Source organism: Mesorhizobium sp. WSM4833 (assembly GCF_055811095.1).
On record NZ_JBVVQG010000007.1, the window covers coordinates 272,069 to 295,847 of the forward strand.

Below are 23,779 nucleotides of genomic sequence, written 5' to 3' on the forward strand. Positions count from 1 at the left end.
AGGCGAGGAGATCGGCCGGCCAAAACCGACCGCGCGTGGCGGAAGACAAAATCCGGTGCGCGAAACGACAAGACGACGCCGGGCAACGGCGTGAATTTGGCACCCGAGCAGTCCGCTAGAGACCGCCGGAACCGACAGGGGAAGACATTTGCAACGTGGCTGGCCGCAAGGCCGGATGCTTCGCGCCTTTCCGTCGGTAGAAAGAAGGAAAGGGCCATGAGTCATCTGAGCGCGGAGAACGTCTCGGTATCGTTTGCGGGGCTGAAGGCCCTGTCATCGGTAGACCTCCAAATTACGCCCGGCCGCATCAGTGGCCTCATCGGCCCGAATGGCGCTGGCAAGACCACGCTCGTCAACGTGCTGACCGGCTTCCAGGCACCGACGGAAGGCACCATCAAGCTCGACGGGGAAGCACTCACGGGTCTCAAGCCGCATCAGGTCCGGCGGCGCGGCATCGCCCGCACCTTCCAGGGTGGGCGGCTCTTCCGCGACCTGCCTGTGCTGGACAATTTGGAAGTGACCGGCGTTGGCCTGGGAATGAGCCGGCGCGCTGCCATCGCCGAAGCGGAAGCGATGCTCGACTGGATAGGCATCGGTGCGCTGGGTACCCGCATCGCCGGAACGTTGCCATACACGGACGAGCGCCGCGTCGCCATTGGCCGCGCCCTGATGGGACGGCCCGCATACATCCTGCTCGACGAGCCCGCGGCTGGCATGAGCGCACTGGAGGCGCGGGAGCTTTCCGCCCTGATAAGACACATCGCCAGCGATCTCGGCTGTGGTGTCCTGCTCATCGAGCACAATGTCGGGCTGGTGCTCGGCCTTTGCCAGCATATCGTCGTGCTCGATTCCGGAGCGATCATCGAGGAAGGACCGCCTGCCGCGATCCGCGACAGCGAGAAGGTGCGCCACGCCTATATGGGCACGGCCGCGAACACCGACCTGCCTGTGCTGGAGGCGATGGAATGAGCCTGCTCGCCCTTTCCGACATCACCATCCGCTACAGCCGTCTCACGGCGGTCCGCAATGTCTCCTTCTCCATGGACGAGGGAGAAATCCTGTTCATCACCGGCCCGAACGGAGCCGGGAAGTCTTCGCTGCTGCGCGCGATCGCCGGTGTTACGCCGGTGGCGGGCGGCCGGATCGACCTTGCAGGTCATGAGATCACCGGCCAGGCGCCGGAGAACATCGCCCGGCTCGGATTCTCCATGGTGCCGGAGGGGCGCGATGTCTTCGGCTCGCTGACGACCGAAGAGAACCTTCTGGTCGGAACCGGCATGCATGCCCGCGAACGCGGCTGGCGCAGCCGAGCGGCCGACGAACTCGAAGCCGTCTACGCAACCTTCCCGATGCTGAAAGAGAGGCGGCACGGGCAGGCGGGATTGCTGTCCGGCGGGCAGCAGCAAATGCTGGTCATCGGCCGCGCGCTGATGACCAATCCGCGGCTTGTAGCCATCGACGAGCCTTCACTGGGCCTCGCCCCCAACATCAACGACCAGGTCTACGAGCGGCTGATCGCGCTGCGTGCGCAGCGCCAGCTCACGCTCCTGATCGTTGAGCAGAGCTCGGCCCGGGCGATGATGGTGGGCGGGCGGATGATCCTGATGCGTGGCGGACAGATCGTGCTCGATGGCGACGCGCGGACGCTCGGCAATGGCGAGGCGATCCAGGCTGCCTATTTCGGCTACGAGGACAATTGAGATGCTTCAGATCCTGTTCGACGCACTCTCGCTTGGTTCGCTCTATGCGCTCGGGGCGCTCGGCATTGCCCTCATCTTCGGCGTCATGCGGCTCGTGAACTTCGCGCATGGCGACGTCATCGCCTTCTGCGTCTTCGCCCTGTTATGGCCGTCTACGGACGCAATGGCCATCGTCTTCGCCGGCCAATTGCCGTGGTACCTGCTGTTGCCATTCGTGCTCCTCTGCGGGGCCGGGCTGTCGGTGCTGTGCGAAATCGTCGTCTTCAGGCGGTTCCGTCAGGCAAATCCGGCAACCATGATGATCGCCTCCTTCGCGCTCGGTTTCGTCATTCGCTACTTCCTGCTCATGCTTTTCTCCAGTCGGCCGAAATCGATCTCGCTGCTGCCCGAACTGTCCCAGCCGGTGGAGATCCTTGGTGCCAGGCTTCCCCTCCTCCAGCTCATAACGATCGTGGCCACGATGGTCATCCTGATCGGCCTGACACTGTTCCTGCGTCAAACCCGCTTCGGCCTGGAGATGCGGGCGGCGGCCGAGAACTTCTCGATGGCCCGAATGCTGGGTGTGCGTGCGAACCGGGTTATCATGGGCGCGTTCGCCCTCTCCGGCGCGTTGGCCGCCGCCATTGCACTGATCTTTGGCGCCCAGACAGGCACGCTGGACATCCAGATGGGCGCCTCGATCATGTTGATGGCCTTCATCGCCACCGTCATTGGCGGCCTCGGCAGCCTCGGGGGAGCCGTGCTCGCCGGCTTCCTGCTGGGTGCCGCCTCGGTGATCATGCAAGTCATGCTGCCCATCGACGCCCGGCCATTCCGCGATGCCTTTGTCTATGGAGCGGTCATCCTCGTCCTCCTCTTCCGCCCACAGGGTCTTATTGCCGCGCGCGGCACCAAGGAAAGGATCTGATTTCATGGGTGTCGCCGCCTCCCTCACCAACTCTACCGCTGCCGGTGCCCCGGCTGCCGAGCGAAAGCCCGCCCGCTTCGCGCTTGCCCGCCGCACAATCCTGACACCGGTCCTGCTTTCTCTGCTGCTGCTGGCCATCGCGCTGATCACGGTGATGACCGGATCGCGGCCCTTCAACCAGACGGTGATCGACGTATTCGTCCGTGTCATCCTCGTCGTGGGCCTATACATCTTTATCGGGAATTCGGGCGTTCTCAGCTTCGGGCATATCGGCTTCACCTGCCTTGGCGCCTACGCGGCCGCGTGGCTCACCATCAATCCGATGATGAAACGCGGTTCGCTGCCGGGACTGCCCGAATGGCTGCTGGCGACCCGATTGCCGTACTGGCAATCGGCTACGCTGGCAGCATTGTTCGCCGCCCTCGCCGCTCTCATCTTCGGGCGGGTGCTGATGCGATTATCGGGCATCGCGGCTTCGATCGCGACCTTCGCGATGCTCGCCATGATCAACACAATTTATTCCAACTGGGAGAGCGTGACCGGAGCGACCTCATCGGTCGTCGGCATTCCGATCGTACGCGTGATCTGGCCGTATCTCATCGGCGCCGTGGTCGCGATCTTCATCGCCTGGGCGCACGCGATCTCCCGGTCCGGCCTGGCCCTTCGTGCTGCCCGCGACGAGCCCACCGCCGCCGCGGCTTCCGGTATCGACATTCCCAGGGAAAGATTGGTGGCATTCGTCATATCAGGCGCGGTGATGGGGCTGGGCGGTGCGCTCATGGCTCATTCCATCGGCGTGGTCACACCCGACACATTCTATCTCGGTCTCACCTTCATCACCCTTTCCATGCTCGTTGTCGGCGGCATGGGCAGCCTGTCGGGGGGTGTGGTGGGTGTCGTCCTGCTGTCCGCCCTCATCCAGGCGCTGCGCTGGCTGGAGGCAGGCGTATCGCTCGGCGAGTCCACTTTCGCCCTCCCGAAAGGGGTTCAGGAAATAGCCCTCGGCGTCATCATGATCGTGATCCTCGCGCTTCGCCCATCCGGACTCATGGGCAACCGCGAGATCACCTTACCCCGCAGCAGTCGCAACAAGTGACCGGCGGCACAAGCCCGACCGGAAAACAAAAAGGAGACGTGCATGACATACAAAATGAGAATTGTCGCAACCGCTCTGGCCTCGATGTCCATCGCATACCCGGCCCTGGCCGATGACAAGACCATCGTCATCGGCTTCGCCACTGCGGAGTCGGGCTTCATGGAAGCCTATGACAAGCCTGCGCAGGAGGCGGCCTTGATCCGCATCGACGAGATCAATGCGGCTGGCGGTCTGCTTGGAAAGCAGATCAAGGTCGTCAAGGCCGACACCAAGTCCGACCGGGCCGAAGGCGCCAAGGCGGGCCTCTCCGTGCTCGACCAGGGCGCGGATCTCGTGGTCGTCTCGTGCGACTACGACTTCGGATCGCCGGCTGCGCTCGCGGCCGAGGACGCGGGCCGTATCTCCTTCTTCCTGTGCGCGGAATCGGTCAAGGCCGGTATCCAGGGTGTCGGCCCGCACAGCTTCTCCGCGTCGGTGCTGGCGCCCGTGCAGGGCGCGACCATGGCCGAGTGGGCATTCAAGGAAAAAGGCGCAAAGGACTTCTACCGTCTGCTCGATACCTGGACGGCCTACAACAAGGGCATCTGCGACGGCTTCGACTGGATGATGCCGAAGCTCGAAGCCCAAGGCGCGAAGCTTGTCGGTGAAGACACCTTCAAGAACGAGGACGCCTCCATCGCCGCGCAGATCACTCGCATCAAGTCTCTGCCGAAGGAGCCGGATGCGATCATGCTTTGCACAATGATGCCGGGCGCTGTCTCGGCCATCAAGCAGCTTCGTGCCGCGGGCATCAACTCCATGATCCTGAATGGCTCGGGCGTCGACGGTAGCTATTGGCTATCCGCTGTGCCCGATCTGACGAACTTCTACGTCCCCGTTCAGGGATCGATCTATGGCGACGATCCCAATCCGGAAGTGCTGAAGTTCAATGCCACCTACAAGGCGAAGACAGGCGCCGATCCCTCGAGCCAGTATGTCTTTCCGGGTTACGTCATGGTCGACGTCTGGGCCAAGGCGGTGGAGCGTGCAGGCACGACCGATGCCGACGCCGTCGTCGCGGAACTGGAGAAGATGAAGAACGAGCCGACGCTGTTCGGGCCTCGTACCTTCACGCCGGAACTGCATCACCAGAACCAGACGCGGTACCTGATCGTCGAGACCAAGGCCGGCAAGCCGGGTGTTGTAGGCAACTGGACGATTTCCGAGCCGGTACCGATGGAAGCCTTGCTCAAGTAAGAAGATGGGCCGGGTAAGCCCGGCCCTTTCATCTTTTGAGGATCTTGCCTTTGGACAAAAAACGAGGGCGGCCCGCTTGGACCGCCCTCGTCGCCCGATGAATTCAGATTTTCGCTACCCTCGCGCTTTGCGGTAGGAATCCTTGAGCGCTATGAGCTCCCCCGAGAAAGCGAAGATATCGCAGCCGTCGACTTCGATTTGCTGCCCCGCTGCCGTGGTGCCGACGAAGCGCCATGATGAAAGCCCGGTGTCGCCCGTCACGACGTGCCGTCCCCTGGTCCACGCGGCCTTCGGGAAAGCATCGAACAGCGCTGCATAGGCGGCGCGCACGGCGTCACGCCCCATATGCTTGCGCCCTTCGGCATCGGGTCCAGCCGAGCCGTGGAAAGCGCAATTCTCAGCCATGCAGTCCATCAGCGCGCCCACGTCGCGGGCGTTCCAGGCTGCGAGGAACCGGTCGAGCACGGCGAGCCGCCTGGCTGCGAGGTCGCCGGCCTCAACGACCTCGACCTCCAGGAAGGCCAGCGGCGCATCGCCGGCATTGATGACGTTATGGGCCACACCCGTCCGCCGCGAATAGGGCACCCCTTGGGTGAGAGCGGCTTGCGCCTGCGCGCCGTCCGGACCTTCGAGACCGAGCTTGCCGTCCGTAAGCGGCACGATGACGTAGTCATGTCCGTGGATGTGCCAGCCGGTCTCGGCCCCGGTGGCAAAGCGCCATTCGGTGACCCGAAAGCGTTCGTCGTCGATATGGACGACCGGTTCGGCTTTCATGCGGGTCATTCGAGTCCCTCCTTGGCAACCGCACCGGTCAGGCGCTCAAGCGTCCGGCCCATGCGCGTCATGATTTCTTTCACATCGTCTTCTGTCGAGATCATCGGCGGGCAGAGCGCGAGCTGATCGCCGATGGCGCGGAAGATGAGGCCTTCCTCGTGGCCGATCCCTGCTGCGATACCCCCTGCGCGCCCAACCTTGGCGAAGGGGCGTTTCGTCGCCTTGTCTGCCACCAGCTCAACGGCGCCGATAAGACCGGTGCCCCGCGCTTCGCCGACAAGCGGGTGATCGGCAAATGAGCGGATGCCGGCCTGGAACGACGTCTCGAGGCGGGCCGCGTTTCCGATCAGGTCCCGCTCCTCGAAGATGGCCAGGTTTTCGAGACCCACTGCCGTCGCGACCGGATGACCTGACGCCGTGAAGCCGTGGCCGAAATTGCCGATCGTGGCGGTGTTGTCGGCGATCGCCTGATAGATCGCATCGGAGAAAATGACGGCGGCAAGCGGCATATAAGACGACGTGATTTGCTTGGAGACCGTCATGATATCAGGCGTGAAGCCGTATTTCTGAGCGCCGAAGGGCGTACCAAGCCGCCCGAAACCACAGATCACCTCGTCCGCTACTAGAATGATATCATTTGCCCGGCAGATTTTCTCCACGCCTTCCCAGTACCCGACCGGCGGTGGCAGAACGCCGCCGGCTGCCATGAGCGGCTCTCCTATGAAGGCTGCGATGGTGTCGGCCCCTTCTTCCGCGATCACCGCTTCCAGCTCGGCGAGCAGGCGCGCCGTGAAGGCGGCTTCGTCTTCGCCTGCCATGCCGAAGCGATAGAAGTGCGGGCAGGTCAGGTGGCGAACGGGAATGACCGGCAGATCGAAGTCCCGATGGTTGACCGGCAAGCCTGTCAGGCTGCCGGAGGCGACGGTGATGCCGTGATAGCCCTTGGTCCGTGCCAGGAATTTCTTCTTTTTTGGCCGGCCCAGCGCGTTGTTCATGAACCACATCATCTTGACGATGGTGTCGTTGGCTTCCGAGCCCGACGACGTGAAGAAGACACGCGTCAGGTTTTCCGGCGTCATCTCCACGAGTTTCTCCGCGAGCCGGATGGATGGCTCATGCGCCTTGGAGGAGAAGGTGTGGTAGTAGGGCAGCTTCAGCATTTGCTGATAGGCAGCGTCGGCCAACCGCTTTTCCGAAAAGCCGACGCCCACCGACCAGAGCCCGGCCAGCCCTTCGATGTATTCCTTGCCGCGTTCGTCATACACACGGATGCCGTCGCCGCGGCTGATGATCAGCGGCCCGGTTTCTTCGTGCTGACGCAGGTTGGTGTAGGGGTGCATGGTGGTGGCGATGTCGGCGGCGGCGAGAGAGTTGGAAAGCGCATCCATGGAAGTCCTCAGCGGCTTGGAGAAATGGTTCGGGCAGTGAGTTCGAGATAGTCCTCGAGTCCCTTGCGTGGAGCTTTCACGATTCGGAAGAATGAATCATGGCAGGCCGTTGGAATGAGTGTCGATGATCCGCCGCATCAGCGCAGCGACGTCGCGCGCATTCGGCGGATCGGAGTGGATGCAGACGGTGTCGAAGTCGACCGGGCGGATCGTGCCGTCTGTCGTGACGAGTTCGCGTCGGGTAAGCGCCCCCATCATTCGGTGCTCGGCAAGCGTCAGGTCGATGGCCGACTGGACGCGCGGGATGATCAGGCTGCCGCCGGGAGCGTAGGCAAGATCGGGAAAGAACTCGCCCACGAAGGCAACGCCGAGTTCGGCTGCCGCCGTCTCGTGACAGGTTCCCGCCATGCCGAAGAGAGGGACGCCGAACGGCTTGACCGCCGCGGCAATTGCCCGGGCAGTGTCGACGTCGTGCGCGGCCATGCCGTAAATGATGCCATGCGGCTTGACATGGCTGAGTTGCCCGCCCTCGGCGGCCAGCATCCCTGTCAGAGCACCGATTTGATAGAGGAAGGCAGCTGTCAGTTCCTCCGGCTGAAGTCTCATTTCGCGCCGGCCGAACCCCTCACGATCGGGAAGGGAGGGATGCGCGCCGACCCGCTTGCCATGCGAAAGGGCGAGCCGCACGGTCTTCAGCATCGTCCATGGATCGGAGGCGTGGAAGCCGCAGGCGATGTTGGCGCAATCGATATGAGGCATGATGCCGGCATCGTCACCGAAGCGCCAGTTGCCGTAGCTTTCGCCCATGTCGCAGTTCAGGGTGACCATGGTTTACTTGCCTCAGCCCAGAGTGTTCAACGCCCAGCCGGGGGCGATGTGCGGGAATTCCGGCGGTGGTTCGCGCTCATGCAGCAGTCGAAGCACGCGCGGCGGCGTCAGTGGCAGCTGCCGCACCGGCTTGCCGATGGCGCGTGCCACAGCGCAGCCGATCGCCGCGCCCACCGCCAGGATCGGGACCTCGCCCGCACCCTTGGTGCCTAGAGGCCCCATCGACGGCGCGCCCTCGTAAAGGTCGGCGGCGACCGGAACCACATCCTGCGCCAGCGGCAGGCGATAAGTCTCGAAATCGTCCTGCGCGATGCATCCGTCGGCGGTGAGCGTCACCTCCTCGTGCAACGCATAGCCGAGCCCCTGTACCACGCCGCCCTGTATCTGGCCCAGGATGGCGCGCGGGTTGAGCGCGCGGCCGACATCTTGAACTACGCGATAGGCCAGCACCTCGACATGGCCGGTGTCCGGATCAACCGCCACCTCGGCCTCGTGAACGACGAAGACGGGAATGTCGAGCGCATCGATGAAATGCCCCATCGCGCAGCCGGACATTGCCGGAGTGTTCCTGGCGGCAAAGGCCCCGCTTCCGGTGATCGGGCCAGTGGTTGCCTGTGCATGGGCGACGACAGCGGGGATCGACATGCCGGAACCGGGACGTCCCGTGATCTCGACACGACCGTCCCGCAGCACCAGGTCTTCCGGTCGGGTCTGGAGCATCTCGCCGGCGGTCCGCAGCAGCTTCTCCCGCACTTCCGCGCAGGCGGCGATGCTCGCGGCACCAATGGACACGGTGGTGCGCCCACCGCCAACGCCGACATCGAGACCGGCGGCATCCGTATCGGCTTCGCGCACGATCACCTGGTCGGGAGCAAGCCCGAGCTGCCCAGCCACGATCTGCGGCAGGGATTGCACCATCGTGCCGGATCCGATCTCCACACCCGAGGTGACCAGCGTTGCGCTGCCGTCGGCGTTCAAATTCACCGTCGCCGCCGAAGGCCCGACGAAAACGAACCATGTGCCGACCGTGGTCGCAATTCCATAGAGCCTGCCGTCGGCCTCGGCCTCTGATGTACCGGTGCTGGCGCGCAGTGTCTCCATGCGATCGAGCATCGGACCCAGCACGTCGGCCTCGAAAACCTGCCCCGTGGCACCGAGATCGCCATCTCCCAGGACATTTTTCTTCCGGAACTCCATTGGGTCGAAGCCTAGCGCATCGCAGATTTCGTCGGTGTGTCGCTCCAACGCGAAGGTGTTGTAGACGCCGTTGCAAGCTCGGAAAGCGCCGTTGGGTGGTGTGTTGGTGTATACGGCGCGGCTGACGAGCCGCGTTGCGCCAACCCTGTAATTGCCGCCCAGCGTGTGCGCCGTCATCGTTGTCAGGAAAACCTGTTCGCCGCCATACGCGCCGCAGTCCATCAGCACGACCGCCTCGCGTCCGGCGATGTATCCTTCGGCAGTGACAGCGGACCGAATGCGGATTTCCGCATTCTCGCGGCAGAGGCAGGTTGCCATCTCTTCCTGCCGGGTGTTTTCCAGGACCACCGTGCGCCCGGTCATCCGCGCCAGAAGTGCCGTGATCGGCTCGATGGACGCATCGAATTTCAGGCCGAACCCGCCTCCGACAGGCGGCACGGTGACCCGCACACGCCCGGGCGCAAGCTGCATGACCCTTCCGGTGACGTTGCGAACTGTCCAAGGCACCTGCGTCGAGGTCTGGATGTGAGCCCGGCCGTCCTCCCAGGAGCCGATGGCAACGCGCGGTTCGAAAGGCACATGGCTCTGCCGGCCGACGGTAAAGCTGCTCTCGACTATGCGTATGTCGGGACGGGCGAAGGCCGCATCGACGTCGCCGCGGCTGGATTTTGCCTCCCATGCGATGTTACCGGCACGTGCGCCGCCCTCGGTGATCACCTCATAGCCGCGCCAGCCCTCGTGGACGAGACGGGCTGCGGGCTGGAGCGCTTCGGCCATGGTGGACACCGGTGCCAGCGGCTCGATCTCAAGCACGATGACGGCAAGCGCCGCCCGCGCCTGCTTCTCCGTTTCGGCGGCAACGACGGCGATTGGCTCGCCATGATAGCGGATGGTGTCGATGGCCAGGAGCGGATGGTCGGCAATGCCGATGCCGTAGAGGCCTGGCGCGTCGGCGCCGGTCGCCACCGCGCGCACGCCAGGACAGCGAAGTGCCGCCGAAACGTCGAGCTTGCGGATACGCCCCGCGGAAACGGTCGACCGCAGCAGCACGGCATGCAACATGTCGGGGCGAACCCGGTCGTTGGTGTATTTCGTCCGCCCACGCAGCTTGTCCTGCGCATCGCGGCGGGGAAGATTCATCACCGTGGCGGACAGCTCAGACATGGATGCCTCCCACCGACTGGCCAGCCTTCCGCGCTTGGTCAAGGCAGTCGGCCACGGCGTCGACGATCCGCTCATATCCGGTGCAGCGGCAGATGTTGCCGACCATCGCGGCCTTGATGTCGGGACGGCTCGCATGCGGATTGTCACGCACGAACGCCGAAAGGCTCATAACCATTCCCGGAAAACACATGCCGCATTGCACGGCATCGGCGGCCTCTAGATTGGCCTGGAGCGGATGCAGCACCTGGTTTCCGGAACTCAATCCCTCGATGGTCGTGACCGCGCACCCCTGGACCAGGCCAATCGGCTTCAGGCAGGACGGCACCGCTTCGTCGTCGACATGCACCGTGCAGGCGCCGCAGAAGCCTTCGCGGCACACGGCTTTGGTCCCCGTCAGGAATCGTTCCCGCCGCAAGATGTCGACGAGCGGCGTCATCGGATCGCCGTGAAAGCTGCAGTCCTCGCCATTCAGCTGGAATGTCACAACCATGCCAGGCCCTCGGTCTTGAGAAGTGCGGCAACACCGCGCTTGACCAGCGGCGGAAGAACCTGGCGCCGGTACCAACCCTCCGCTTCCCTGCCGTCGCGGCCCTGAAAATCATTGTGCTCCAGTGCAAGCCCGGCAGCGCGCTCCGGATCGAGCGCGGAGGCCTGGCTTGCCCTCATCGCCTGTTCGAGCGCCGTCCAGCGCCGCGCTACCGGCTCCGCCGAGCCGACGGCGATGCGACATCGTTTGTCCTTGTCCACCGCAAGCGAGACGACGGCGACCGGATAGTCGCCAGCCTTCCGAAGCGGCAGGCGGATATGCGCGCTTGCGACAAGGTCGCGGCGCAGATGAATTCTCGTCACAATCGCCTCTGCCAGCAGCGCATGCCTGTCTTTGAGGAAATCCGAAATACCGATGAGTTTTGGGCCTTCGAACGTCTCCAGCTCCACCGTCGCCTCACAGACGAGAAGCGCAGGGGCGAGATCGGCGGCGGCAAAGTCGAGGGCACAAATGTTGCCGCCCACGGTGGCGACCCTTCGGATACCGGGATTGGCCGCGTTCTCCGCCGCGGCAACCAGACCTTCGAAGCCCGCTGCCCCATGCAACGCGCGGCCAAGGACTGCGTGGGTAACAGTTGCACCTATCACGACATGGTCCGAGTCGATTTCGACCTTGGACAAGGCCGGTATTCGGTCGAGTGCGACCACAGCGTCGGGAAGGTCGACCCCGCGTTGGGGATGACGCATCATCCAGGTGCCGCCTGCAAGCACCACCGCGCCCTGCCGGCGTGCGGCCATTGCCTCTTCAAGTGTGCTGGCCGCGGTGAACGATCGTCCCACGCCTGGTGCCATCTGTCATACCCCTCGGAGCAGCCAACCTTCGCGGCGCTGCGACATTGTTGCTCCAGCTTTAGGTTCCTGTGAAATAGTAATTCTTTGAATATGGTATCGAAAAACAGATAACTCTGGCATCCCGCGAGCGCCCGCAAGATTGCGGCGCGCTCGCTGGCGCTCAAACCCAGTGGGTGACGGTCCGTTTCTCAAAACTCTCCCGGAACTGGGCGGTGGTTTTGGGAAGTAGTTCGCCAGTCTCCCAGTCGAGGATCACGGCATAGTGCCGAACCGCATCGAGCGTATCGATCTCGCCGGAGCGATATTTGCGCGCGACCTCCTCGGGATCCATGCGTGCCCAGCCCTTCCGTTTCGCCCGGATGTCGGCACGGCAGGCTTCGGTCGCCATCTCGTCGATTTCGTACTGGCACAGGTCGCGGTCGATTTCGCGGATCACCACACCGTAGTCAGTCCTGGCACGCTCCAGGGAAACGTAGTCGTCGATCACGTCCTCCATCACCTTGCGGGGCTCGCGCTGCAGTGGATCGCCGAAACCACCGCCGCCGGCCGTCGGACGAGCGAACTGGTCGCCTGTGTGGACGGAGTAATCGGAGAATACGGAGCCGAGCCAGATCTCGGTCTCTTCTCCGGCGCGCTTCATGGTCAAGCCGTGGGGCATCGACGGCAGGCCTCCTTCGACACCCCAGACGACAGCACGCTCGCGGTCGCAAATATAGGACATGACGGCATTTTCAGCCTCAAGCAGCAATGAGGTCTTCTGCACGCCGACGCCGCCCCGCCACTTGCCGGGCCCGGCTGAATCCTGCTTGATCTGGAACTCGAGCGTCCGAGTGGGATTGACCCGCTCGTTGCCTTCGTTCGGCTGCGACATCAGCCCGGTTCCGAAGCAGGCGGTGGTGACATCGGCACCATCCTTGCCGTTGCGCCCGCCCCAGCCGCCAGGCAGCCATTCGTAGAACATGAAGATCGGCTTTTCGGGTTTGCGCGCATCCCGTCCCCCGGCCAGCAGATATTCGAGGTTGAAGGCGCAGGCGATAGCGCGTTCGGGCATGATCTTCGACCACATCTCGAAGATCGCGTTCATGATCTTTTCAAACGGCATCAGGAACCCGGTCACCGCCACCGGCCATTCCGCGCTGACGATGCTGTTCTTCGGCGCGGTCACCTCGATCATCCGGTAAAACCCGCTGTTGAGCGGGAGGTCCGGAAAGAAGGTTTTCATGCCGGCGACCACGGCCGAGAAGGTCGCGCCCGGTGCGGAATTATACATCGAGGCAATGGTCGAGTGGCTTCCCGTAAAATCGTAGTGGATCGTGTCGCCCTTGATCGTCATCTTGATGCGGATCGGGATCATGCCCTCGCCGGCACCGAGATCCCGGTCGATGTAGTCGACCGTCTCCCAGGTGCCGTCGGGCAGCTCCGCCAGACGCTTTCGCACGGCACGTTCGACGTAGTCCTGAACCTCCTCCATACCGCGCATGACCTGGCCGCGTCCGTACTTCTTGACCAGCCGCAGCAGTTCGCGCTCGGCCGCCTGCGTCGCCTGCGCCTGGGAATGAATGTCGCCAATGATGGATGCGGGATCGCGCGTGTTGGCAGCGATCATGTTGGCGACGTCGGAGCAGAAGCGGCCGCGCTGGAAAAGGCGCAGCGGCGTGATCCGCAGCCCTTCGCGGAACATGTCACGGGCGGTGACGTCGAAGGAACCCGGCACCGAGCCGCCGAGATCCGACCAGTGGCCGTTCGACTGTGAGAAGCCGATCAGTTTGTCTTCATCGAAGATCGGCCGGACGAGCCGAACGTCGCTGAAATGCGTACCGCCGGCATAGGGATCGTTGATTGCGTAGACGTCGCCGGGTGCCATGTCGCCTTCGAAGACCCGGATCACCTCCTTGCAGGTGTTGTGCAGTGTGCCGACATGGACCGCGATGTCGTAGTTGCCCTGGGCGACGGAGTTGCCATCGGCGTCGTGCAGGGCGTTCGAAAAGTCTCGGTTGTAGATGACGAAGGAATAGCAGGTGCGAAGCATCTGTTCGGCCATCTGGTCGACGGTGGTGATGAAGGAGTTCTTCAGCACCTCGAACGTTACCGGATCTAGGCCAGGGCCCGTTTCAATCAGCTTTGTCATGTCTCAGCCTTTCGTCACGATGAGAATGTTCAGGAAGCCGTCGACGGTCGCGCTCATTCCCGGCGGAACCACGGTGGTGGAATCGAACTGTTCGACGATGGCGGGTCCCGCAAAGGCAGCGCCGGCGCTGAGTTGATCGCGTTCATAGACAGCCGCGTCATGAGATACGCCGTCGAACCAGACGCCGCGGCGGCCGAGCGGCTCGGGCACATGAGGCAAGACTTCGTGTCGCGGTATCTCGGCTTTCGGGACGATGCCGATCGCCTTGACCGCGATGCGGAAGATCGACACCGGCGCCTCTTCGCGGCGGTAGTTGAACTCGCGTTCGTGTTCGTTGTGGAATGCCTCGATCAGCGGGCAGATGCTCTCGATCCGCGCCGGGGCTGACACCGCGAGCGAGCGCCATTGGCCCTGGTACATCATCTCGACCGTGCGCTGCAGCGCCATGTCTTCCTGCGCCACGCCCTCATGGCCCAGACGCTCAACCGCCTGTTTTTCCATCAGAACGAAGGCTGCCTGCATCTCGGCGGGCGAGACAGTCGAAGCATCGGCCATGAAGCTTTCGGAGAAATCGTGCTGCACGTCGACGAGAAGGCAACCGAGCGCGGAGGTGACGCCGGGATTGGGCGGTACGATCACGGTTGGAATCGAAAGCTCCTTGGCCACGGCCGCTCCGTGCAAAGCGCCAGCACCGCCGAATGCGACCAGCGCAAAGTCGCGCGGGTCGTAGCCTCGGCTGATGGAGAGAAGCCGGACGGCATTGCCCATATTGGCGTTGGCGACGGCGATGATCGCCTCGGCCGCCTGGTGGAGCTCCATGCCGAAGGGTTCCGCCACCGTCTCCTGAACCGCCTCGGCGGCCAGAGCGGCGTCGAGCGTGATCTTGCCGCCCGCAAGGCTGGTGCCGAGACGGCCGAGCACCACATTGGCATCGGTGTTGGTGGCAATGAGGTTGCCATTCTTGTAGCAGGCCGGACCTGGAAAGGCGCCAGCGGACTGCGGCCCGTTGCGCAAGCTGCCGCCCTCGTCCTGCCATGCCAACGACCCGCCGCCCGCACCGATGGTCAATACCTCGATGGAGGGGAAGCGGATCGGATATCCGAATTCGATGTACCAGTCCTTTGTGATGCGCGACTCCCCGTTCCAGGCCAGCGAGACGTCGGTGCTGGTGCCGCCCATGTCGAAGCCGATCGAGTTCGGGAAGCCACAGAGATTTCCGATGAAGCGGCTTGCGATGGCGCCGGCGGCGATGCCGGATCCCGCGAGCCGGGCTGAGAAATCCTTGACGCTCGCGGGCGTCATGACCCCGCCACCGCTGTGCAGCAACAGGAGATCTCGCTTGTATCCGGCGTCGGCAAGCTTTTCTCCGAGACGCGACACGTAGTCGACGACGACCGGGGCGCAGACGGCGTTCGCCATGGTGGTGGAAAAACGTTCGTGCTCGAAGATTTCCGGCATCACCTCCGAGGAGATCGAGACCGGCAGATCCGGTATTGCCTCCTTCAGGATCTCACGCATGCGGCGCTCGTTGGCGCCGTTGACATAGGAGTTCATGAAGCAGACGGCGATCGACTTGACCTGCCGTTTCTTGAGAATCTCCGCGACACGACGCGCGGCCTCTTCGTCCAACGCTTCCAGGATCGTGCCCTCGGCACTGACCCGTTCCCGGACGGTCAGCCGGTCGCGGCGCGGGATATAGGGCTTGGCGACATCTTTGTAGGTGTCCCAGAGATCTTCCTTGTTGGCGCGACGGATCTCTACAACGTCACGAAAACCCTCGCTGCAGACCATTGCGGTGCGCGGCAGACGGCGGGTGATCAGCGCATTGGTGGCGACCGTCGTACCATGAGAGAACATCGTTACCTCCGAAAGATCGATGCGCCCCTGCTCCACGCCATTCATGATGGCCTGCATGGGATCGTCAGGCGTGGAGGCGGTTTTTTCGATGCGGATCGCTCCGCTGTCTTCGTCCATGATGCAGATGTCGGTGAAAGTCCCTCCGACATCGACGGCAACTCTGATTCGGCTCATGACAGTTCCTTCGCAAGGTCTTGCGGGCAAAGCCCCGCCTTCGTCGCCCCTTGCCGGGGAGACGTTGCATGAATGGTGGAATTGGCCCGGATTTCGTCGGGACTAGTGGCGCTCTCGCGAGGCCGAAGAGCCGCCCGCCCGGTTCGCTGCTTCGCGACGGGTATCCGTCGGTGCGCAGCCGAACCGCGTCCGGTAGTGCTTGCAGAACTGGGACTGGTCGGCGAAGCCCCAGCGGTAAGCGATCTCGGCTACGCTGCTGATGTTGGTCACCGACATCAGCTCCTCGGCGCAAAGTTCAAGCCGGGCGTCGCGGATGAAGCCGTTGATCGACTGATTGCTGTCCTGAAAAAGGACCTGCAGGTAACGCAGGGAGATGCCGCAGGCATCAGCCACCGCCTGAGGGCCGAGGTCGGAATTCTTCAGATTGTCGCGAATATACTGCTCGGCACGATGCAAATGGCCGGCCCGGATCGACGAGATGCTGCTGTCCAGCACGCGATCGTCGCTCACGATCGACAGGCACAGCATTTCCAGGATGTGCCTGCCCATCATCTCACGAGCGACTTCAGTAATCTCATCGAGATGGCCGATCGTGGTTCGCACCGTGTCGAGGAAGAGCGCGGCGATGCCTTGGGTCGCGTCGAAACTGAGCGCACTGAGCCGTTCGGCGGATCCGATCCGTGCCCGAACGCTCGATGATGGTACCTTGAGGACCCACAGCGCGTTTGGCTTGCCGTGCCAGAATTCGTAAGGCGCATCTCCCCGCTCGACGAGAAAGCCCCCCGGCCTGCAATTGACGGTTCTCGACCCTTGCGAGAAATTCACCTCCGACATCTCCGGGATCGTGATGAGCAGGCTGGCGTCACGCTCGTTGAGGAAGTGGCGGCGGTGGCGACGATAGCTTACGGCATCGCAGCGCATTTTAGACACGCTGACGAGCCCAAGCGAGAAGGTTTCCAGCGTGCCTGAAAATTCGCGACGGTTCCGATACTCGGTGTCGAGCGGAAAATAGGCTTCGGTAACAGCGGCTTGCCAGGCATCACCGCCTGCGGGACCGCCGATCGTATCGACGACGTATTTCATTCCCCGACCTTTCTGGTTGACCCGGTTGTCCCGGTGTTGTTCCGAAGATTACAGGAATTCACCGGCGCGTATTGGTCAAAAACGAATAAACTTATGTGGTTGGCCCAGGACCGGAGCTCGCGACGGTTGCAGTTGTCGTCACGATCAGTGTGCAGCTGATCAAACCAGCCTTGGCGCGCAAACCGCCAGCCGACTTGGAACCATGCATTCTGTTCGCACACTCATTCAGGAAAAGTTGTCGGCTTCCAGATGTGGGTGGAAATGATGTCCTGCAGTTCCGTGCGCACGGAAGAGTGGCAGCAGCGTGTAGCGGCGGGAAGCGACAATGTCCGCCTCGTCCTCAATCGAGAGCACCGTCGATCTCGGTTCCTTCGGACCAGTCGGTAGATCGGCGACCGAAGCTCGCCTCTTCCACTTCGCAACCGTCTTCTGGTTGATCCCGTAGCGCTTGGCCAGCCCCCTCAGGCTCTCTTGACTATGCTGTATCGCTCGACGGACCGCCTCTGTCGTTTTGGCGCTCCCATCCAGAACTTGGCCCATAGCGCATCCTTTGATTCGGGAGACAAGGATGCTCCATAAAGCCCGGGATCAAACATCTAGGATGATCAGATCCAGCACCAAAGAAACGGAGGGGCTGTCGGCAGGGAACATGCAGACCATGAGCGACTGGTTGTCGGCTTGTCTCCGACTGCTCTGCGTCAGAATCACCTCAAAAGCGAAGTCGCTTGGCTAATCCGTCATTTCTGGCGAAAGGCGGAGTGGAACGACACAACCAGCGGGCCCAGAATGTAGTCGAGCGCGGTGCGTTCCTCGGTGACGATCATGACTGACGCTGGCATGCCCGGATAAAGCGCAATCTGTGGGGCTGCTGCCAATTCCACCGGATCGACCGCTACGTCGGCAAGATAGTAGGGAAACCCAGTCTTGCTGTCGGTAATGCGATCCGCCGAAATGCGGGAGACGCGGCCATGAATTATGGGTATTGAGCGCTGCTTGTAGGATGTAAAACGAACTTCGGCAGCCATATCGGGTCGCAGGTTCGATATGTCCTCGACGCGAATCTGGGCCTGGACGATCAGCGAATTTTCGGTCGGCACGATATCGAGGATGGTCTGGCCCGGCGAAACGATCGCGCCTATCGAGAAGACGCTGAGATCTATCACCTGGCCGTCATACGGCGCGCGCACCTCGGCTCGGTCCATGGCAGCCTGGGCGGCAAACATCTTGGGCACGAGGTCGGAAAGGCTCGATTGCGTATCGATCAGCATGGCCGACAGCTTGGCTCGGCGCTCATTTGTCAATTGTGCGATCTGGCTTTCGAGTTCGGCTTTGCTCTGTTGGCTGCCGCCGATCGCGCCGAGGTTCTCATCGATCAGGCCCTGCAGATCCGAGGCGGATCTTTCCAGCTCCAGGATGCGTGGGCGGGTCGTCAATCCGGCCTTGAGCAGCTTCGACAGGCTGGCCTTCTCGTTGATCGTCGATTGCAACTGGGCATGGTAAGATTCGACCCGAGACTGCTTGCCCTGGATCTGCTCCTCGAGTTCGGCAATGCGCCGCTCGAGGATCTGCCTGGCGCCGGCCATCGAGGCGCGTTGGCTTTCCAGATCGGCGATCTGGTTTGCCATTGCATCCCTAAGGTAGTCTTCGTGCTCTTTGAGAATGTCCTTGGGAAAGGCAACAACCTCGCTGCCGTCCAGTTCGGCTCGGATCCTGGCATCGGTTGCGCGCAACAGCGCATATTGCTGGGCATAAAGATTGAACTCGGACCGAATCCTGGTGTCGTCCAGCTTCAGCATGATGTCGCCCTTCCTGACGACGTCGCCATCCTTGACGCGGATCTCCTTCACCGTACCGCCGTCGAAGTGCTGTACGCTTTTGCGATTCCCATCCACCTTGACGATGGCGTCGGCAAGCACGGCGCCGTTCAGCGGGGCAAAGGCCGCCCAGCCGCCAAAGATGCCAAAGAAAGAAACGATGATCAGCAGACCGATATAGGCCGGCACCCGGATCGAATCCGGGGCCAGAATACCGGCGTCGCCAGGCAGGCTCCGGTAGGTAAGCGCGCCGTCGCTCATCGCTCTCTCCAAACACGGTTCATTGCGTTGCCACCGCCATTGGAGCCGCGCGCTGGTTGAGGAGCGCCACGATCTCGTTTCTCATGCCAAAGGCCTCGACGGCGCCATCGCGCAACAGGAGGATCTTGTCGACATTCGCCAGGGTCGAGGGCCGGTGAGAGACGATGATCACCGTACTGCCGCGGCGCTTGAGTTCGATCGCGCAGTCGCTCAGCGCGCGGTCGCCATCGGCATCGAGATTGGAGCTGGGCTCGTCGAGAATGATCAGGTTCGGCGTTCCGAACACTGCGCGGGCAAGAGCAATCCGTTGGCGATATCCTCCTGACAGCACTGCGCCGCCTTCGCCGATCTGCGTCTCATAGCCTTGCGGCAGGCGGATGATCATCTCATGCACGCCGGCGAGCCGCGCGGCCTCGATGACCTCCTGGTCGACATTGGTCTTGAAGCGGCCGATGTTGGCGGCGACGGTATCGGAGAAGAGTTCGATATCCTGCGGCAGATAGCCGATGTGGTCGCCGAGCGCGTCGTGTCCCCATTGCGACAGGTCGGCGCCGTCCAGCCTGACGGTACCACGGCTGGGTTGCATGACGCCCGCGAGATGACGCGCCAGCGTCGACTTGCCGGCGCCGGAAGGGCCGACGATTCCCAGCGTCTCGCCTGCTTCCAGCCGAAACGATACGTCCCGCAGAAGCACTTTCTGCTGGCTTGCAATTGCAAAGCTGACCTGCTCAACCGAAATCTTGCCGGTGGGCTTGGGCAGGTTGAACGATCTTTCGCTCTGCGCGCCCCCGTCGACCAGCTTCTCGACCCTTGCCAACGCCGCCCGCCCCAGGATCAGGCTGCGCCAAAGGCCGACGATCTGCTCGACCGGCTGTAGCCCCCGGCCCAGCAAGAGGCTCGCGGCGAACATGGTGCCGCCGGTGATCTGCCGTTCGATCACCAGATAGGCGCCGAGGCCGAGGATCAGCGACTGCATGGTGAGCCGCAGGAAACGGATCAGACCCGACATCAGTGCGGCGCGATCGCTTGCCTCCGCCTGGCGCCGCAGCGCCAAATTGCGGTCGCGTCCCCAGCGGCGGATGAGGCCGTCGATCATCCCCATGGCGCGAACGACTTCGGCGTTTCTGAGGCTCATCTCGGTGAAATTATAGTTGGTCGTCGCCAGGTCGTTGGCCTGCTTCAGCGGCGAACGCACGATATATTCGTTTAGCACCGCCATGGCGACCAGAAGCAGCGAGCAGCCCAGCGCGAAGAAGCCGAGCCAGGGATGCAGCAGGAAGATGATGCCGATGTAGATGGGCGACCATGGCAGGTCGAACACAGCGTGGATGCCGCTGCCGGTGATGACCTGCCTGAACGTGTCGAAGTCTCGGATGGGCTGGCTCGGCGACGAGCCGGGCGATGGGGTCTCGACCGACGCGGCCAGGACTTTTGCCGACAGCAGCCGGTCGAGCCGCGCACTGGCACGCGTCAGGATGGAGGCGCGCACCAGGTCGAGGCCGGCCAGCGAAAGAAAGGCCGCCAGCAACACCAGGGTCAGCATCACCAGCGTGGTTTCGCTGCCGCTGGTAACGACCCTGTCGTAGATCTGCAGCATGTAGAGTGGGGAGGCCAGATAGAGCAGATTGATGGCCAGGCTGAACGCCGCCGCTACCAGGAAATAGCGGCGGCAGGCCCGAAGCGCATCCTTCACAATTCGAGATTTGCTATCCACGTCCAGAACCCCACTCGATACGCATCAGGCCAGGTGGGCCGCCGCTGCCGGCGGCCTTTTGGTTCACACCACGAAGTCGCTTGAAATTGCTCCATTGCCAACGCCCGTCAGCGTGAATTCCGCCGGATTGTACGAAACGGCGGTATGGCCTTGGCCGTCATCGGCAAGCTTGAAGCCGTTCGCATCGTAGCTGCCGACCAGATGCAGCGCGGTACCGTGGGTGCCGTCCGAAACGGTCAGCGTTCCGCCGCTGCCATCCTGGTTTGCCTGGTAGACGGCCGTAGTTCCCGCGCCGAACAGGATGTCCTCGAGCTCAAGCCTGTCGTCATTGGTGATGCCGCCGATCCGCCCGCTGAAATCGAAGGAATCGTCGAGCTGCAGCGTGCCGGCCGCATCGTGCGCGAAGGTGACATCCGTCGACGAGGCGCTGCCGAACTCAAGCTTCGACAGGTTGCCGATCGTGGCATCGCCGTCGCCGGTGACCTGGCCATGGATGACGATGTCGCCGCCATTGGCCAACAGCATGCCGGAATTCGCCAGCCCGCCGGTGATCGTCAGTCCACCTGAACCGGTCGCCTCCAATGTTCCGGAGTTGGTGACGACGCTGCCCCCCGTATCGATGACCAGCGCATTCGCGCCGGAGGCGATAATGGTGCCCTGGTTGTCGAGGCTCAGCATCCCGCCGCCCAACTGGCCGGCGCCCGATATCGTGTTGTCGACATTGACCAGAGTGACGTCCGGCCCCGTGCCGGAGATCACGTTGGCGGCGCTGTCGGACAACAGTATCTGCCCGCCGCCCTGCAGGGTCACGCCATGCTGGATGATTTGCAGCAGCGTTTCACCGCCGGTCGAGTCCAGCGAGATGAGGCCGCTATTGTTGATCATGCCGCTCAGCGGCAGCAAGGCGCCGTCGCCGATCGTCATGGTGCCGGCATTGTTGACCACCGGCGTCTGGTCGAAGACGAAATTGCCTGCCGTCAGCGCGCCCGAGTGCACGCCATCCAGCGTGATCGACTGCCCATCGCCCAGCGTGATCACCGCGTTGCCGTGGGCATCGTCGGCGATATGGGTCTGCAGGTCGGCAAAGTCCGCCAGTCCGTTGTAGCCGATAAGGTCGATCTGATCGGCCGCGGCGTCGAAATTATGCACCGTGTCGGCACCGATCGGCTGCGAGAAGACGAAGAGATCGTTGCCGCTGGAGCCGGTCAGCACGTCGTCGCCGGACCAGGCGAAGATCGGCGAACCCGGAGCGTAGGCCTCGACATTGTCGGCGATCGACGCGCTGCCCGTCGTGCCATCGGTATTGGTCCAGGTCAGTTGCACGTCGAGCACGGCTGCCCCGGTGAAATCGGCCGGAGTGGTGACGGTCAGCCCGTGCAGGTCGTTGGTCTGTGTCGTCCAGCTTCCATCGGCGTTATGCGTCGCGCCGTCGATGGTCCAGCCCGCAGGCACGTCCTTCACCGTGACGGTGATGAGCGCACCTTCATGCGAGGGATCGGTGAGAGCGAGGTTGATGGGCTCGCCGGAAGTGCCTGCGGGTTTGAGGCCGATGCCCGTTGCGATCGAATTCGTGTTTCCGCTTGCGTCTTTGAACGCCCCTGCGGCAATCGAAACGTCGAAGCTGCTGCCGTTGTTCCCGCCGACTTTATCGACTTGAAAACTATACGTACCATGTGCCGCGTCAAACACACCTGAATTCGCAACCAGCGATAGCGTCCCTTTAGACGGATTGCTCAGCGTTACGACGCTTGAAGGATCACTAACGTTCGCAAATGTTTGCGTAACACCAGTCGCACTAAACTGTATAGTGACAATGGTCGGCGTATTTGCATCGCCCTGCCTCGAATTTACTACAGAGCTGATAAGCTGGGCGTCACTAGTTCCTTGGATGGTAATGTTGACTACTTGTTGCGTGCCGTCCACCGTCGTTACGGTGAACACATCCGGCAGACTCTGACCTGTATTGAGGGCATTTACTGTCAGGTCCGCGTTGTTGAGCGTGTAGGTCCATACGCCGGCTGCTGTCATCGTATAACTGCCGTGCCCCGTTGTCCCTGAGGAGGCTATGAACGTGTTGGGCGTGTTGTCGACATCCGTGTCAGTCAATGTGCCGGTGGCGGTTGGTGTACCCGACCCATTGCTTGCGGCAGCCTCGACCACCGTTCCGGTCTTGGTGCCTGAAATCGCCGCGGCATCGTTGGCACCGTTGATGGTGACAGTGAGCACAGCAGTGTCGGTTAGGCTGCCGTCGCTGACTGTGTAGTTGAAGGTGTCGGTTGTCGAACCGCCTGTATTGAGAGCCTGCACCGTGGCATCGTTCTCGTTGACCACGTAGGTGTAGCTGCCGTTGCTGTTAAGCGTCAGCGTGCCGTGCGCGCCGACCAGGCCGACGCCCACAGAGCCGACCGAGCCAGCCCCTTCCACGCCACCGGTGCGGATGGCGCTCACCGTCAGGCTGGCGCTGTCGACATCGCTGTCGTTGGTCAGCACGTTGCCGGAGCCATTGTTGCCGCCGGATCCGTTTAGCGTGCCGCTCTTCTCGGTTGCGGCAATCGCACCCGCGCTGGCGCTGGTGTCATTTGCACCGACAGGCGCGTCATTTGCACCATTGATGGTAACGGTGAGTACTGCCGTGTCGGTCAGGCTGCCATCGCTGACCGTGTAGTTGAACGTATCGGTGGTCGAGCCGCCGGTGTTGAGCGCCTGCACCGTCAAGTCGTTCTCGTTGACCACGTAGGTGTAGCTGCCGTTGGCGGCGATGGTGAGTGTGCCGTGCGCGCCAACCAGGCCGACACCCAGCGAACCGCCCGTGCCGGCCCCTTCGGCGCCACCGGTGCGGATCGCACTCACGGTCAGGCTGGCGCTGTCGACATCGGTGTCATTGGTCAGCACGTTGCCGGAGCCATTGTTGCCGCCGGATCCGTTCAGCGTGCCGCTCTTCTCGGTTGCGGCGACAGCACCGAGATTGGCGCTGGTGTCGTTGGCAGCGATCGGAGCGTCGTCGGTGCCGTGGATGGTGACGGTGATGAGCTGGCTCGTGCCGTCGGCGGTCGCAACCGTGATGCTGTCGGTGTAGTCGGTGCCGCCGACGAACTCGTCGTGGGCGTTGTTCATGGTGTA

General features: G+C 62.8%; 17 protein-coding genes and 1 pseudogene. 5 read left to right on the forward strand and 13 right to left on the reverse strand.

The window, feature by feature from the left end:
* The first annotated feature begins 216 nt into the window (after nt 1–216).
* The 5 genes from AC0L2D_RS16500 to AC0L2D_RS16520 are packed head-to-tail and all read left to right on the forward strand — an operon-like array spanning nt 217 to nt 4,939.
* On the forward strand, nt 217–969 hold the full coding sequence (locus tag AC0L2D_RS16500; protein WP_013533156.1) for an ABC transporter ATP-binding protein: 753 nt from the start codon (nt 217–219) through the stop codon (nt 967–969).
* The gene (locus tag AC0L2D_RS16505) at nt 966–1,700 is read left to right on the forward strand and encodes an ABC transporter ATP-binding protein (protein ID WP_013533157.1); all 735 of its coding nucleotides are present in this window, start codon (nt 966–968) and stop codon (nt 1,698–1,700) included. The genes AC0L2D_RS16500 and AC0L2D_RS16505 overlap by 4 nt, the downstream gene beginning before the upstream one ends.
* A gap of 1 nt (nt 1,701) precedes the next feature.
* Nucleotides 1,702–2,607, forward strand: coding sequence for a branched-chain amino acid ABC transporter permease (locus AC0L2D_RS16510; protein WP_013533158.1), 906 nt, complete (start codon nt 1,702–1,704; stop codon nt 2,605–2,607).
* Between the two features lie 4 nt (nt 2,608–2,611).
* Nucleotides 2,612–3,703, forward strand: coding sequence for a branched-chain amino acid ABC transporter permease (locus AC0L2D_RS16515; protein WP_013533159.1), 1,092 nt, complete (start codon nt 2,612–2,614; stop codon nt 3,701–3,703).
* 42 nt (nt 3,704–3,745) lie between these two features.
* Nucleotides 3,746–4,939 carry an ABC transporter substrate-binding protein gene (locus tag AC0L2D_RS16520; protein ID WP_013533160.1) on the forward strand — a complete coding sequence of 398 codons (1,194 nt, stop codon included), beginning with the start codon at nt 3,746–3,748 and terminating at the stop codon, nt 4,937–4,939.
* A 114-nt stretch (nt 4,940–5,053) separates the two neighbouring features.
* Here AC0L2D_RS16520 and AC0L2D_RS16525 read toward each other — a convergent pair whose 3' ends face one another.
* From AC0L2D_RS16525 to AC0L2D_RS16585, 13 genes and pseudogenes are all read right to left on the reverse strand, one after another.
* Nucleotides 5,054–5,722, reverse strand: a complete 669-nt coding sequence (locus tag AC0L2D_RS16525; protein ID WP_013533161.1) for a nuclear transport factor 2 family protein — start codon at nt 5,720–5,722, stop codon at nt 5,054–5,056.
* On the reverse strand, nt 5,719–7,101 hold the full coding sequence (locus AC0L2D_RS16530; protein WP_473541559.1) for an aspartate aminotransferase family protein: 1,383 nt from the start codon (nt 7,099–7,101) through the stop codon (nt 5,719–5,721). The genes AC0L2D_RS16525 and AC0L2D_RS16530 overlap by 4 nt, the downstream gene beginning before the upstream one ends.
* A gap of 96 nt (nt 7,102–7,197) precedes the next feature.
* Entirely contained in the window at nt 7,198–7,929 is a 732-nt protein-coding gene (locus AC0L2D_RS16535) for a LamB/YcsF family protein (RefSeq protein WP_027163996.1), read from the reverse strand.
* A 12-nt stretch (nt 7,930–7,941) separates the two neighbouring features.
* Nucleotides 7,942–10,290 carry a xanthine dehydrogenase family protein molybdopterin-binding subunit gene (locus tag AC0L2D_RS16540; RefSeq protein WP_473541560.1) on the reverse strand — a complete coding sequence of 783 codons (2,349 nt, stop codon included), beginning with the start codon at nt 10,288–10,290 and terminating at the stop codon, nt 7,942–7,944.
* Entirely contained in the window at nt 10,283–10,780 is a 498-nt protein-coding gene (locus AC0L2D_RS16545) for a (2Fe-2S)-binding protein (protein WP_473541561.1), read from the reverse strand. Before AC0L2D_RS16545 ends, AC0L2D_RS16540 begins: the two co-directional genes overlap by 8 nt.
* The gene (locus AC0L2D_RS16550; protein WP_473541562.1) at nt 10,771–11,628 is read right to left on the reverse strand and encodes an FAD binding domain-containing protein; all 858 of its coding nucleotides are present in this window, start codon (nt 11,626–11,628) and stop codon (nt 10,771–10,773) included. Before AC0L2D_RS16550 ends, AC0L2D_RS16545 begins: the two co-directional genes overlap by 10 nt.
* A 160-nt stretch (nt 11,629–11,788) precedes the next feature.
* Nucleotides 11,789–13,756, reverse strand: a complete 1,968-nt coding sequence (locus AC0L2D_RS16555) for a hydantoinase B/oxoprolinase family protein (protein ID WP_473541563.1) — start codon at nt 13,754–13,756, stop codon at nt 11,789–11,791.
* Between the two features lie 3 nt (nt 13,757–13,759).
* Nucleotides 13,760–15,787 carry a hydantoinase/oxoprolinase family protein gene (locus tag AC0L2D_RS16560; RefSeq protein WP_473541564.1) on the reverse strand — a complete coding sequence of 676 codons (2,028 nt, stop codon included), beginning with the start codon at nt 15,785–15,787 and terminating at the stop codon, nt 13,760–13,762.
* A 102-nt stretch (nt 15,788–15,889) separates the two neighbouring features.
* Nucleotides 15,890–16,870, reverse strand: coding sequence for an AraC-like ligand-binding domain-containing protein (locus tag AC0L2D_RS16565; RefSeq protein ID WP_013533169.1), 981 nt, complete (start codon nt 16,868–16,870; stop codon nt 15,890–15,892).
* Between the two features lie 291 nt (nt 16,871–17,161).
* Nucleotides 17,162–17,410, reverse strand: a pseudogene (locus tag AC0L2D_RS16570) (IS481 family transposase); the annotation flags it as partial.
* 197 nt (nt 17,411–17,607) lie between these two features.
* Nucleotides 17,608–18,945 carry an HlyD family type I secretion periplasmic adaptor subunit gene (locus tag AC0L2D_RS16575; RefSeq protein ID WP_473541565.1) on the reverse strand — a complete coding sequence of 446 codons (1,338 nt, stop codon included), beginning with the start codon at nt 18,943–18,945 and terminating at the stop codon, nt 17,608–17,610.
* Nucleotides 18,946–18,964: 19 nt separating this feature from the next.
* Nucleotides 18,965–20,659, reverse strand: coding sequence for a type I secretion system permease/ATPase (locus AC0L2D_RS16580; protein ID WP_473541566.1), 1,695 nt, complete (start codon nt 20,657–20,659; stop codon nt 18,965–18,967).
* Between the two features lie 63 nt (nt 20,660–20,722).
* Nucleotides 20,723–23,779, reverse strand: a 3,057-nt coding sequence (locus AC0L2D_RS16585) for a beta strand repeat-containing protein (protein WP_473541567.1), incomplete at its 5' end; no start/stop codon positions are given.

Bases quoted from the DNA above. Each gene is read 5' to 3' on its own strand.
- AC0L2D_RS16500 (WP_013533156.1), top strand. From the start codon at position 217: ATGAGTCATCTGAGCGCGGAGAACGTCTCGGTATCGTTTGCGGGGCTG.
- AC0L2D_RS16505 (WP_013533157.1), top strand. From the start codon at position 966: ATGAGCCTGCTCGCCCTTTCCGACATCACCATCCGCTACAGCCGTCTC.
- AC0L2D_RS16510 (WP_013533158.1), top strand. From the start codon at position 1,702: ATGCTTCAGATCCTGTTCGACGCACTCTCGCTTGGTTCGCTCTATGCG.
- AC0L2D_RS16515 (WP_013533159.1), top strand. From the start codon at position 2,612: ATGGGTGTCGCCGCCTCCCTCACCAACTCTACCGCTGCCGGTGCCCCG.
- AC0L2D_RS16520 (WP_013533160.1), top strand. From the start codon at position 3,746: ATGACATACAAAATGAGAATTGTCGCAACCGCTCTGGCCTCGATGTCC.
- AC0L2D_RS16525 (WP_013533161.1), bottom strand. From the start codon at position 5,722: ATGACCCGCATGAAAGCCGAACCGGTCGTCCATATCGACGACGAACGC.
- AC0L2D_RS16530 (WP_473541559.1), bottom strand. From the start codon at position 7,101: ATGGATGCGCTTTCCAACTCTCTCGCCGCCGCCGACATCGCCACCACC.
- AC0L2D_RS16535 (WP_027163996.1), bottom strand. From the start codon at position 7,929: ATGGTCACCCTGAACTGCGACATGGGCGAAAGCTACGGCAACTGGCGC.
- AC0L2D_RS16540 (WP_473541560.1), bottom strand. From the start codon at position 10,290: ATGTCTGAGCTGTCCGCCACGGTGATGAATCTTCCCCGCCGCGATGCG.
- AC0L2D_RS16545 (WP_473541561.1), bottom strand. From the start codon at position 10,780: ATGGTTGTGACATTCCAGCTGAATGGCGAGGACTGCAGCTTTCACGGC.
- AC0L2D_RS16550 (WP_473541562.1), bottom strand. From the start codon at position 11,628: ATGGCACCAGGCGTGGGACGATCGTTCACCGCGGCCAGCACACTTGAA.
- AC0L2D_RS16555 (WP_473541563.1), bottom strand. From the start codon at position 13,756: ATGACAAAGCTGATTGAAACGGGCCCTGGCCTAGATCCGGTAACGTTC.
- AC0L2D_RS16560 (WP_473541564.1), bottom strand. From the start codon at position 15,787: ATGAGCCGAATCAGAGTTGCCGTCGATGTCGGAGGGACTTTCACCGAC.
- AC0L2D_RS16565 (WP_013533169.1), bottom strand. From the start codon at position 16,870: ATGAAATACGTCGTCGATACGATCGGCGGTCCCGCAGGCGGTGATGCC.
- AC0L2D_RS16575 (WP_473541565.1), bottom strand. From the start codon at position 18,945: ATGAGCGACGGCGCGCTTACCTACCGGAGCCTGCCTGGCGACGCCGGT.